This is a genomic window from Acidimicrobiales bacterium (genome assembly GCA_041394245.1).
Classification (GTDB): Bacteria; Actinomycetota; Acidimicrobiia; order Acidimicrobiales; family Aldehydirespiratoraceae; genus JAJRXC01.
On sequence record JAWKIR010000003.1, the window covers coordinates 836,159 to 848,561 of the forward strand.

Here is a 12,403-nt window from a genome sequence, read left to right on the forward strand (position 1 = left end):
GGCGCGGCGGCCGCCGGTGCGAGCCGGTTCACACCGCGAGCGGCGGTCCGAGCAGTTCGATGTCGAGCGAGCCGGCGAACGCGCGGACACCGACGATGTGGGCGTCGTTGCTCTCGACGACATAGGTGTGGACGACGTCGGCGGGCGTGTGGATGGTGTCGCCTGCGTGGGCGAGGAACTCCTCGCCGTCGATGATGACCCTGACCGTGCCGCTGATGACGAGCTCCCAGGTCGGCCACGGGTGGCGATCGGGCGACGCACATGCCTCGGTGTCTTCAGCGAGTCGGCCGCTGCGGTGCTTCGTCTCACCCTCGGCGAGTACAACCGGTTCCCGGAGCTCGCCCGCACGGTGTGGGAGGCCGGCCCGACCCGGACGTATGCGAACTTCCACGCCTTCCTCGCCGACCGTGAACGGCGCGGCGAGCTGACGGTCGACGCCCGGGTGAGCGAGGCGGTGCGCTGGTTCGTGCTGCGCTACGGCGTCACCCCGCCCTGACGTCGATGAGTCAGGCGGCCACAGCGAGCAGCTGCTGACAGGCCATCTCACAGCGGCGGCAGGTGTCGGCGCAGGTCATGCAGTGCTTCGAGCGCGTGTGGGTCTCGCACTCGGCGGCGCAGGCATGGCACGCCCGGGCGCAGGTCTCGAGCAAGCGCCGCCACACCTCACCGTTCGGGGCCGGCCGACTGAGCACCTGCGCGGTCGCGGTACAGATCGTCGCGCAGTCGAGATCGAGTTGAATGCACCGACGCATGTCGGCGTCGCTCTCGTCGACCAGGCACGCGTCGGCGCACATCGCGCTCACGGCCGCGGCCTCGACGCACGCCTCGATGGCCCGGGCCAGCTCGACGGTGTCGAAGGTGTCTCGGCTCGGGTGGTTGGCGAGCTGTTGGGCAATGGCGTTCACGGTGGCTCCTCGGAGTGGACGGGTGCGGCTGCTGTCGGCAACCGACAGTGGCCTTCCCGATCCGCGCCGCTCCCAAACCCGAGCGGCGCCCGGTTGCGCCCCCGGCAAGAATCGAACTTGCGCACACGGTTTAGGAAACCGATGCTCTATCCACTGAGCTACGGGGGCGGGACCGCACGATTTCGCGGCGCGAAACCCCCGGTCGGGCGATCAGCGTAGTGCCGGTGCGCGGCCGGGCGTCGCCCGAGAGGACGGCGAATCCGTGTCAGGAGTCGCCGATCGCGCGCCACATGCGGGCGAGGAACGACGCCATCTGGTCGCGGTCGACGAGGCCTCCGAGGCCATCGGGGCTGTAGGTGGTGGGGGAGGTGCCGGTGGTGATGCCGAGCCCGTAGATGCAGGCCACGTCCGCCTCCGAGATGACCGAGCCGATGTCGGTGAACGGCACCGTCGGCGCCGGGCATTCGAGTCCGGCGGCGCGCCAGAGGCGGGCGAGGAAGGAGGCCATCTGGTTGCGGTCGACGAGGCCGTGGGGGCCATAGGTGGTGGGAGAGGTGCCGGTGGTGATGTCGAGCCCGTAGAGGCAGGCGATGTCCGACTGTGAGATGACCTGGGCGATGTCGGTGAACGGCAGGGCGGGGCTCGGGCATTCGAGTCCGGCGGCGCGCCAGAGGCGGGCGAGGAAGGAGGCCATCTGGTTGCGGTCGACGAGGCCGTCGGGGCTGTAGGTGGTGGCCGAGGTGCCGGTGGTGATGCCGAGTCCGAACAGGCAGGCAACGTCGGCTTCGGAGATCACCTGGGCGGTGTCGGTGAACGGCAGGGCGGGGGTCGGGCACGGGGCGAGCGTGGCCGGGAGGTTCACGACGGAGCCCGCTCCGACATCGCCGTCGTCCGGCGGGTTCGTCGTCGGTGTCACCGAGACCGCGGGCGCCGACGGCATGCCGGTGACGCCGGCGGAGCTCGCGACGACGGTGATCGAGTAGGTCACGCCGTTGGTCAACCCGGTCACCGTGCAGGTCAGCGCCGCCGTGGTCGAACAGGTCGCGCCGCCCGGCCACGCGGTCGCCGTGTAGCCGGTGACCGGCGCTCCGCTGCCCGGCGCGGGTGCCACCCACGTGACCGTGGCCGCCCGGTCGCCGGGCGATGCGGCCACGCTCGTCGGCGTGCCCGGAACGACCGAGGTGACCTCCCCGGACGGCCCCGTCGGGGTCACGGGTGCGGTGGCGGTCGATGCGGGGCTGGTGCCGATGGCGTTGGTGGCGGTCACGGTGAAGGTGTGGGCGATGTCGTTGGTGAGGCCGGTGACGGTGCAGGACAGGAGCACTGCGGTCGAGCAGGTCGCGCCGCCCGGGATCGCAGTCGCCGTGTAGATCGTGATGGGCGACCCGCCGTCGGAGACGGGTGCCGACCACGACACCGTGGCAGTGGCGTCGCCGGCCACGGCGATCACCCCCGTCGGGGCGTCGGGCGCCGTCGCCACGACGGTCTCGGATGCCGCCGAGGGCGGGCCGGTGCCGATCCCGTTGGTGGCGGCGACCGTGAAGGCGTAGGTCTCGCCCGCCGTGAGTCCGCTGACGGTGCACGACAGTGCGCCGGTGGTCTCGCAGCTCGCGCCGCCCGGCGATGCCGTCACCGTGTAGGAGACGATGGCCGACCCCCCGTTCGATTCGGGCGCCGTCCACCACACGACCGCCTCGGTCTCGCCCGACAGCCGTGCGGTCGCGCCGGTGGGGGCCCCGGGGAGCGTCGCCGGTGTCAGCCAACCCGGCACGGCCGAAGGCGGACCGGTCCCTTCGCCGTTGGTCGCCATCACCGCGAACGTGTATGCGGTCCCGTTCGTGAGTCCGGCCACCGTGCACGACAGTGCACCCGACGTCGAGCAGGTCGCGCCGCCCGGCGATGCCGTCACCGAGTACCCGGTGATGGGCGAACCGCCATCGGACAGCGGTGCCGACCACGACACCGTGACCTGGGAATCGCTCGCCACACCGCTCACGTCGAGCGGCGGTCCCGGCACCGGTGTCGGGGTCAGTGAACCATGGACCCGTACGTGGCCGGCGTTGTCTCCCGCGCCGTCGTTGCGTGGCGCGCCGACCGCGAAGGCGACGCCGTCGGCGGCCATGGCCACCGACGTGCCCGATCGGTCGTCGGCCGCCTCGCCGATGACGTTCGCACCCGACTGCAACCATGTCGAACCCGTCCACAGGAAGATCCGGACCTGCCCCGGTCCGGCTCCCGTCGCCCCGACGGCGAGGCGTGATCCGTCGGCCGACAAGGCCACCGACGCGCCCGATTGGTCGTTCGCCGACTGGCCGTCGATGTCGGCCCCCAGCGGCATCCACGCCGCGCCGGACCACGAATACACCCGCACATGTCCGGCGTCCGCTCCCGCGTCGTCGTTCTTGGCCGCCCCGACGGCGAGACGGGACCCGTCCGCCGACAGGGCAACCGATCGACCGGAGAAGTCGCCTGGCGCTTCGCCGTCCACGAACCCCATCCGTGTCCACGCCGAACCCGTCCAGGTGAACACCGACACGCGCCCCGCGTTCGGGGCCGAGTCGTCGTTGCCGGGTGAACCCACGGCCAGTCGAGTGCCATCGTCCGACAGCGCCACGGACCAGCCCGACGTGTCCGACACGGTGTCGCCGGAGATCGTCTCTCCGAGCTGGGTCCACGTTGTGCCCGACCACAGGTACACGCGCACGAGCCCGCGGTTCGAGTCGCCCCCGGGCGCGCCGACGGCGAGTCGGGCACCGTCGGCGGACAACGCCACCGAGTAGCCGGACTGTTCGTACTGCGCTTCGCCGTCGATGTCGGCGCCCACCTGCTGCCAGGCCGAACCCGTCCACTGGAAGACCCGCACGTGCCCGGCGAAGTTCGCGGCGCCGTTGTTGAGCCGCGCACCCACGGCGAGTCGGGAACCGTCGGCCGACAACGCCACGGAGTATCCCGATTCGTCGTTGACCGACTCCGCATCGATGTCGGCCCCCATCTGGCTCCAGGCCGAACCCGTCCACTGGAACACCCGGACGTAGCCGGCATGGGTGCCGTCGTCGCGAACGGCGCCCACGGCGAGTCGGGTGCCGTCGTCGGACAACGCCAGCGAGTAGCCGGACTGGTCACCTGCCGTCGCGCCGTCGATGTCGCGGCCGATCTGGTCCCAGGGCGATGCGGCCGCCGCCGGCGTGAACAGGCCGAGTTCGGGTACCGCCGAAGCCGCGGCCAGCATCGTGAGTGCACCGACCGACGCCATGAGGCGTCGCATCGCCATCGCCAGGGAAGAGGGGGTCGAACGGGGCACCGCAGGTCCTCACGGGGGACTGTTCACGCCGTCCATGGCCTGACAGGTGAGCGCGATCCGTCGACTCGACCGCAGTCTCGGCAGCTCGGTCGCCCGCATGAGGGCTGGTCTGCGATCCGAGGATCGGCCCGGCGATGCCTCAGTCGCGGAGTGCCGCGGCCTCTCGCTTCAGGACGTGCGAACCGGCGAGGGCGGCGAGGACCGAGGCGGTGAGCACGCCGATCTTCGCGGCGTCCTGCAGGTGCGGGTCTTCGAAGGCGAGCCCGGTGATGAACAACGACACCGTGAATCCGATGCCGCCGAGCAGCGCCACACCGGTGATCATCCGCCAGTTCACACCCTCGGGCAGCGAGCCGATGCCGAAGCCGACGGCGAGGCGGGTGGCGACCACGATGCCGATGCACTTGCCGGCGACCAGGCCGCCGATGACGCCGAGCGTGATCGGACTCGTCGCGGCATCGGCCAGTCCGGAGGCGGAGAGCTCGACGCCGCCGTTCGCGAGGGCGAAGATCGGCAGGATGACGAACGCCGTCCACGGGTGCAGGGTGTGGAGGAGGCGATCGGTGACCGGGATCGTCTCTCGGGCGTCGGTCAGCACTTCGTGCAACACACCGAGCGGGGTGCTGGGCTCGACGGCGACGAGCGTCGGGTCGGGCTTGCGGGCGACCGCCGGCGCCATGAGTCCGAGGATGACACCGGCGAGCGTCGCGTGGACGCCCGATTCCAGCATCGCCACCCAGAGGCCGATGCCGACGATGACATAGGCGGGCACGAACCAGATGTCGGCCCGCTTCATCAAGATGACGAGGGCGAGGAGACCACCGACGATGCCGAGCCATGTGAACGAGATCGACGAGCTGTAGAAGATGGCGATGACCAGCACTGCGCCGATGTCGTCGGCGATCGCGAGGCTGAGGAGGAACACCTTGAGGCCGGAGGGCAGACGCCGCCCGACGACGCCGAGCAATGCGACCGCGAACGCGATGTCGGTCGCGAGGGGGATGCCCCAACCGCCGGCGCCGTCACCGCCGGCGTTGATCATCACGTAGATCACCGCCGGCATGATCATGCCGCCGAGAGCGGCGATGGCCGGGAGTGCGGCGCGACGGATGTCGCGGAGCTCGCCGACGACCAGTTCACGCTTGATCTCGAGGCCGGCCACCAGGAAGAAGATCGCCATGGCGCCGTCGTTGATCCAGTGGACGAGCGACTCGTCGATCTCGACCGGCCCGACCATGACCACGGCGTGGTGGTGCCAGAACTCGGCGATGGTGTGGCCGAGGGGCGAGTTGGCGAGCACCAACGCCGTCACGGTCGCGACGAGGAGGCACACGCCCCCGGCGCTCTCGAGCTTGAGGAACTCGCGGAGGGCGAGTCGTGCGTTTCGGTTGGTGGGCTGGTCGACGGTTGCCGTCGGCGATGGTGCGGTGGATGACATGAGACCCCCTTCGGCCGGGAGCATCGGCGCAGATCGGGCCCATATCAGGGCGACGAGTAGGGTTCGATGCCATGACGGAATTCAGCGAACGATTCGGACCCTGGGCTGTGGTGACGGGCGCAGCGATGGGGGTGGGTCTCGCCTTTGTCGAGGAGATCCACGGGCGCGGTGTCGGTGTGGTGATGGTCGACCGCGACCCGACGGTGCACGACGTCGCCGCCGAGCTGTCCGGCGAGACACGGGCGGTGGTGGCCGACGTGACCGATCCTGCGTGGCTCGACACCCTCACGAGCGAGGTCGGCGATCTCGAGATCGGTCTCGCCGTCGCCAACGCCGGCATCAGCTTCGTCGGCAACTTCCTCGACATGTCGGCGGCCCAGCGTCAGGCCCACCTCGACGTCAACTGCAAGGGCGTCGTCGATCTCGCTGCATGGGCACTCCCTGCGATGGTGGCCCGAGGGCGGGGTGGGTTCGTCGCGACGAGTTCGGGCTCTGCGCTCGCAGGCACCGCGGGCGTCGGTCTCTACAGCGCCACGAAGGCGTTCGTCGTCAACCTGATCGAGGCCGTCGGCTGGGAGATCCGTGAGAGCGGGGTCGTGACCCAGGCCGTCGTCGCCCCGAGCATGGACACGCCGGCGTTCCGGGCGAACGGGGCCGACCATTCGCGCATGATGGCCCCACCGGTCGATCCGCGGACGGTGGTGTCGCGGGCGCTCGACGATCTGCCCGAGGGCGGTCGCTGGCTGGCCGACGAAGGACTCGAGTTCGCGGCCACCGTGCCGCGGGCAGATCGCGTCGACATGATGTCGGCGGCGACCACTGCGATGTATCCGCAGGTGTTCGAGTCGTAGCGGGTCAGGTCCGGGTACGCAATGATGCTCGCCCCTTGACCGCTGCATTGGGGGGTCGGACCCCCGTCGCAGTTCGAGGCTGCCTCGGGCGGCCGAGACGAAGGGCGAGAGCCGAGGTTCACCCGGTCTCGTCGCCTGATCCTCTCTGAATGGTCAACGAGCGCAGACCGCGTCGCGCTCAGCCGGCGGAGAGGCGGTAGAGGAAGGTGGCGAGTTGGGCGCGGGTGACGGGGGCGTCGGGGGCGTAGGTGGTGGGGGTGGTGCCGGTGGTGATGTCGTTGGCGACGAGCCATGCGACGGGTTGGGCGTAGTAGCTGGTGGGGTTGACGTCGGTGAAGGTGGCGGCGGCGGTGTCGGCGGCGGTGTGGGTCTGGTCGTTGTGGCTGTCGTTGGTCGAGAGGCGGTAGAGGAAGGTGGCGAGTTGGGCGCGGGTGACGGGGGCGTCGGGGGCGTAGGTGGTGGGGGTGGTGCCGGTGGTGATGTCGTTGGCGACGAGCCATGCGACGGGTTGGGCGTAGTAGCTGGTGGGGTTGACGTCGGTGAAGGTGGCGGCGGCGGTGGCGGCGGCGGTGTGGGTCTGGTCGTTGTGGCTGTCGTTGGTCGAGAGGCGGTAGAGGAAGGTGGCGAGTTGGGCGCGGTGACGGGGGCGTCGGGGGCGTAGGTGGTGGGGGTGGTGCCGGTGGTGATGTCGTTGGCGACGAGCCATGCGACGGGTTGGGCGTAGTAGCTGGTGGGGTTGACGTCGGTGAATCGTCGGCCGAACAGTTCGCCGGGTGCGACCCAGCCGGTCTCGACCCAGGTGAGCGGCGCAGCGACCGATTCCAGCAGTTGCTCGGCGGTGGTCGGGTCGGTCGGGCCCTGCGCGGCGATCAGCAGACCGACCACGCCGCTGATCCACGGCGACGAGAAGCTGGTGCCGCAACCGAGGGTGTCGGGCCCGTGCACGTCGTGGATGCAGCCCGGAGCGGCGACGTCGACCCAGCTGCCGTAGCTGGACCACTGGTAGCGCCCGAAGAGGTCGTCGTGGGCGCCGACCGAGATCACGCCGTCGAGGGCTGCGGGGTAGAAGGGCGCGTCATCGCCGTAGTTGCCCGCGGAAGCGACGACGATCACGTCCTGGGCGAGGGCGTAGGCCACCGCTTCGCTCACCACCGAGGGCGTCGCGCGTCCCCCGAACGACAGGTTGATGATGTCGGCGCCGTGATCAACGGCCCAGACGATCCCTTCGGCAGCGGCCGACCAGGCCACACCACCGTTGGCGTCGGCCACCTGGACCGGCAGGACGAGGCACGCAGGGCAGACCCCGGCGGCCTCGCTGCCGTTGTGGGCGGCGGCAGCGACCTTCGCAACCGCGGTTCCATGCCCGAAGCTGTCGTCGGTCGGGTCCCCGTCGATCATGCTGACGCCGGGAAGGAGGCGATCGCCGAACTCGGGTCCTGGCGTCACCCCGCTGTCGAGCACGGCGATGACCACGTCGGACGAGCCGAGTGTCGTGTCCCACGCGGTTTCGAGGCTGGCCCGCTGGGCGGGTGCGCCGTGGGCGAACCCGGGATCGGCGGGTCGGACGGTCAGTCGGGCGGTGCCGTTCCACTCGACCCGCTCGCCGTCCTCGACCGTGTCGAGCAGGTCCAGCAGGCCGTCGAGGTCGGTCTCGACGACATCGAAGCTGGGGGCCTGGCCCTCCCCGACCGGCTCGGAGACGATCACTTCCACGGTGGGTGCCGAGTGCGCGTCGGCGGCGGGTCCGGCTTCCTCGGCGGCTGCCGGTGCCGCGAGCGTGAGGCTGATCAGCGCGGCCGCAACAGCCACTCCGATCCCTTCTCGTCGCTCGAATCTCCCGGCCATGCGCCGGGCAACGGCGGTGCTTCGCGCGCTCTTGACGCCGACGAATCGTCCGCCTCAGCGGGTGGTGACGAACCTCATCGGGCCTGTGACCTTCGGGCCATCGTGGGCGATGATCTTGTCGTGAGCCGATCAGCCCGAGACCGTTCTCAGCTGGAGCGGTCGCCGATGTCGAGGCGGGTGTAGGCCACCGCTTCGTCGAGCTTCACCGGCCGGGAGTAGAGGTATCCCTGCTCGTGCGAGCAGCCGGCCTCACGGGCGATGCGCGCCTGTTCGGGTGTCTCGACCCCCTCGGCGATCACGTCGAGACCGAGCGACCGTCCGAGTGCGGCCAGCGTCGCGAACACCCGCGCCGCGCCGCTGTCGTCGTCGCCCCCGAGACGGCTGATGAGGGACCGGTCGAGCTTGATGGCGTCGACGGGCAACGCCGCGATCTGTGCGAGCGACGAGTAGCCGGTGCCCACGTCGTCGAGTGCGATGCGCACGCCGAGGTGTCGGAGCGCCAGGAGCTGTTGTTCGACCTCTTCGGGACGGGCCAGCGTGGACTCGGTGATCTCGAGCTGCAGCGACGAGGGGGCGACGTCGGTGCTCGCCAGGACTGCCTCGACGAGCTCGGGGAAACCGGGCTTGCGCATCTGGTGCGGCGACACGTTGACGGACAGGAACAGGTCGTCTCGTTCGGCGGCGATGTGCTGGAGGTCCTCACACGCCTTTTGGAGCACCCACGCGCCGATCTCGACGATCGCGCCGGTGTCCTCCGCGATCGGGATGAAGTCGACCGGCGACACGGGTCCGAATGTCCGGCTGTCCCACCGCAGGAGCGCCTCGACCCCGGCGAGGGCGCCGTCGTCGGTTCGATGGATGGGCTGATAGGCCAGATAGAGCTCGCCGTCGGCGACGGCCGTCTTCAGCTGCTGCGCCTGATGAAAGCTCTTCTCGGTGTCGCGGCGGAGCGAGTCGGTGTAGAGCACGGCGTGGTGGGCGCCGTCGCTGCGGGCCTTCATGAGGGCGGTCTGGGCGTCGTCGATCAGCCGCTCGCCGTCGACGCGCCGGCCGACGGCGATGCCGGCGTGGGCGTCGACCGCGACGGTGGCGTTGTCGATCTCGAACGGTTCGCGGATGGCGTCGAGCAGACGGCTGGCGGCGCGGCGGGCGCCGTAGGCCGTCACCGGTGCCTCGAGGGCGACGATGAAGCGGGCCCCGCTGGTTCGTGCGAGGACCTCCCCGTTCCTGACCTTCGATTGCATCCGGGTGGCGACGGTCGTCAGGACGAGATCGCCTGCACCTCGACCGAGTGTCGCGTTCAGCGCGCCGAACTCGCCGATGTCGAACGCGAGCAGGGCGATGTCGTCGTCGCTGTCGGTCCGGCGGGCGCGGGCGCGCCGCAAGTGGGTGATGAGGCCCGACCAGCTGGCGACGCCCGTCAGCGGATCGCGGTCGGGGTCGGCTGCGGCAGCGTTCCGTTCTTCGAGGCCGGCGACGGTCCGACGCAGCGTCCGGATGGTCCCGGCGCCGATCGCGATCACGACGACGGCCACGAACGCGACGACGGAGACGACGAGTGTCATCACTGTCGGCTCGATTCGCGGTGTGGCTGCGCGGTGGCGCCGGAACTGCCGGTCATGGTCGCCAGCATCGGCACGGCGTCTCGCAGTATGACGGGACGGATCCAGTTCGGCCGGCTGTTGCCGAAAACCGCAACACGAGCCCCGAAGGGCCCGTGTTGACGTCGAGTCGATCTCTGGTCGATCGCCCGCTCGAATCGAATCCGGTCGGGTCGACTCAGTTCTCCCGGCAGGGAGCGGCTCCTACCACTCGGAGTCGCCGACGCCGAGTGCCTTGCTGCCGGTGCAGGAGCTGCCCGACGCATGGCCGTAGAGCGTGCTGCCGTCGGCCCGCAGGCGGATGTAGAAGCATTCGCCCGAGTCGGAGAGCGTCGCCGCACCCCACTCCGAGCCGTCCCGGGTGGAGGCGATGCTGATCTCGTCCTGGTCGCGAGATGCCGAGTTGCTGTTTCGCCAGGTGAATCCCGGCTCGGCGGCACGCATGTTGGCGACGTTGGCGTCGCGGTACGTCCCGTTGTCGGTGTAGACGACGGCAGCCGTCGTCTGCGCGCTGCGCAGGGTCGAGCGAGCGGCCTGATCCTGGGCCCGTTCACGAGCGCCGAGGTAGGTCGGCACGCCGATGGCGAGCAGGATGCCGATGACGAGCACGACGACCATGACCTCGATGAGAGTGAAGCCTCGGTCGCCGGTGGCCCGTGCGCCGGTGTGAGTGCGGTGTCGATTCATGGCTGGTCTTTCGTGGTGGGGCCGGGCTGGTGCCCGGTCGTCGGGAATCGGCCGCAGCATCGGCAGGCCGGATCGGCGGATCAGTGCGAACGTCCGACAGGGGCGAAACGGGCCGGGGGGAGTGGCCGAAGGTCACCGCCCGGCTGGGCCCTACGGCCCAGCTACTGCACGAGGTCGACGAGTCGGAACATCGGCAGGTAGAGCGACAAGACGATGCCGCCGACGACCACACCGAGGAAGGCGATGAGCAGCGGCTCGGCGACCGCGGACAACGACTCGGCTGCGGTGTCGACCTCGGACTCGTAGACGTCGCCGACGAGGGAGAGCATCTCGGTCAGGTCGCCCGACTCCTCGCCGACCGCGACCACCTGGGAGAACAGCGGTGGGATGACGGCGTGCTTTCCCAACTCCGACGAGAGGGTCCGGCCGTTGCGGATGGCGTCGCCGGCGTCGTTGAACACCGTCCGGATCACGGCGTTGCCGCTGACCCTCCCGGCGATGTCGAGTGCTTCGAGCAGGGGCACCCCTGCAGCGGTCAGGACGGCAAGCGATCGGGAGGCCCGAGCGAGCGCGGTGCGGCGGATGAGATCGCCCACGATCGGGAGCCGCAGGATGAACCGGGCCGTGGCGAGCTCGCCGGCAGGCGTGGTTCTCCACCTCCGCAACGCGGCACGGGCGAGGAAGGAAGCGGCGATCAGCGGGATGATGTTGCTGCTGAGGAACCCGCTCACGGCGAGGACGACGACCGTCGGCAGCGGGAGCTCCCCGCCCAGGTCGGCGTAGACGGACCTGAACACCGGCACGACGAACAACGACATCGCGACGACCACGACACCGACGAGGGCGAGGACCGCGATCGGATAGGCCAGGGCGCTGCGTACCTTCCGTCGCAGCGCGGCACGGCGTTCGAGCGCGGTGGCCGCCTGCGTCAGGGCGAGGTCGAGTGTGCCCGAGGCCTCGCCGGCGCGGACCAGACTCACGAGGATGGTGTCGAAGACCTTCGGGTGGCGTTCGAGCGCCGCGGACAACGCATCGCCGCTCTCGATGTCGGTTCTCACCGCCGCCCAGGCCCGCTCCAACGTGTCGTCGCTCTGTTCGACGATCACGTTGAGTCCCCGCATCATGGGAACACCGGCCCGCAGCATGGCGGAGAGTTGGCGAATGCTGCCCGCCAGCTCGGCCGCGTCGACCTTGCCGGCGAATCGTTCGATCTGGAAGTCCCGGGAGAAGATGCTGGTGCTCGGCTCGCGCAGGCTGACGGGGCGGTAGCCGAGGTCGCGCACGCGGCTGACCGCGTCGCCCTCGCTGCCCGCCCGGATCTCACCGGTCACGGTGTTGCCGTCGCCGTCCATCGCGGCATAGGTCCACAGGGTGGAGGTCATCGGATCAGCTCCTGGATACCGGTCGGGTCCACGCAGCGAGCCAGTGCCGTTTCGCGGGTCACGAGACCGCGTCGCAGCAGCGTCGCAAGGCTTCGATCCATCGACTGCATCCCGTGGGCCGCGCCGGTGTCGATCGCGGCGCCGATCTGGTGGACCTTGCCTTCGCGGATCAGGCTCGACACGCCGGTCGACGCGGTCAGCACCTCGGTGGCGAGGACTCGACCACCCGTCGCGGCGGGAACCAGTTGCTGGCTGACGACACCGATCAGTGCATCGGCCAGTTGGGCTCGCACGAAGTTCTGACTGCCCTCGCCGAACGATTCGACGATTCGCGACACGGCGCCCTGAGCGGTTCTGCTGTGCAGGGTCGCGAGCACGAGATGTCCGGTCTCG

At 70.2% G+C, this 12,403-nt stretch carries 11 protein-coding genes and 1 tRNA gene; 2 read left to right on the top strand and 10 right to left on the bottom strand.

What is annotated here, in order from left to right:
* Positions 1–28 precede the first annotated feature (28 nt).
* The 5 genes from R2707_18745 to nhaA form a co-directional block, all read right to left on the bottom strand.
* A complete protein-coding gene (locus tag R2707_18745) occupies positions 29–391 on the bottom strand; it encodes a cupin domain-containing protein (protein MEZ5247133.1) in 363 nt (120 codons plus the stop codon).
* Between the two features lie 115 nt (positions 392–506).
* On the bottom strand, positions 507–905 hold the full coding sequence (locus R2707_18750; protein MEZ5247134.1) for a hypothetical protein: 399 nt from the start codon (positions 903–905) through the stop codon (positions 507–509).
* Between the two features lie 96 nt (positions 906–1,001).
* Positions 1,002–1,073: transfer RNA gene (locus tag R2707_18755), tRNA-Arg, on the bottom strand.
* Between the two features lie 97 nt (positions 1,074–1,170).
* Positions 1,171–4,206, bottom strand: a complete 3,036-nt coding sequence (locus R2707_18760) for a fibronectin type III domain-containing protein (GenBank protein MEZ5247135.1) — start codon at positions 4,204–4,206, stop codon at positions 1,171–1,173.
* 139 nt (positions 4,207–4,345) lie between these two features.
* A complete protein-coding gene (gene nhaA / locus R2707_18765; protein ID MEZ5247136.1) occupies positions 4,346–5,644 on the bottom strand; it encodes a Na+/H+ antiporter NhaA in 1,299 nt (432 codons plus the stop codon).
* Positions 5,645–5,715: 71 nt separating this feature from the next.
* Between nhaA and R2707_18770 the strand changes: the two genes are divergently transcribed.
* A complete protein-coding gene (locus R2707_18770) occupies positions 5,716–6,495 on the top strand; it encodes an SDR family NAD(P)-dependent oxidoreductase (GenBank protein ID MEZ5247137.1) in 780 nt (259 codons plus the stop codon).
* A gap of 178 nt (positions 6,496–6,673) precedes the next feature.
* Here the strand turns inward: R2707_18770 and R2707_18775 are convergent, their stop codons facing one another.
* Complete coding sequence (locus tag R2707_18775) at positions 6,674–7,201, bottom strand: S-layer homology domain-containing protein (protein ID MEZ5247138.1); 528 nt, start codon at positions 7,199–7,201, stop codon at positions 6,674–6,676.
* A 653-nt stretch (positions 7,202–7,854) separates the two neighbouring features.
* Here R2707_18775 and R2707_18780 point away from each other — a divergent pair.
* Positions 7,855–8,523, top strand: a complete 669-nt coding sequence (locus R2707_18780; GenBank protein MEZ5247139.1) for a hypothetical protein — start codon at positions 7,855–7,857, stop codon at positions 8,521–8,523.
* Here R2707_18780 and R2707_18785 read toward each other — a convergent pair.
* The 4 genes from R2707_18785 to R2707_18800 all read right to left on the bottom strand — a co-directional run.
* A complete protein-coding gene (locus R2707_18785) occupies positions 8,487–9,905 on the bottom strand; it encodes a phosphodiesterase (protein MEZ5247140.1) in 1,419 nt (472 codons plus the stop codon). The two genes, R2707_18780 and R2707_18785, sit on opposite strands and share 37 nt — an antisense overlap.
* Positions 9,906–10,145: 240 nt before the next feature.
* The gene (locus R2707_18790) at positions 10,146–10,628 is read right to left on the bottom strand and encodes a prepilin-type N-terminal cleavage/methylation domain-containing protein (GenBank protein MEZ5247141.1); all 483 of its coding nucleotides are present in this window, start codon (positions 10,626–10,628) and stop codon (positions 10,146–10,148) included.
* Positions 10,629–10,789: 161 nt separating this feature from the next.
* Complete coding sequence (locus R2707_18795; GenBank protein ID MEZ5247142.1) at positions 10,790–12,010, bottom strand: type II secretion system F family protein; 1,221 nt, start codon at positions 12,008–12,010, stop codon at positions 10,790–10,792.
* Positions 12,007–12,403 (bottom strand): type IV pili twitching motility protein PilT (locus R2707_18800; protein MEZ5247143.1); only part of this gene is annotated, 397 nt, incomplete at its 5' end. The genes R2707_18795 and R2707_18800, both read right to left, overlap by 4 nt.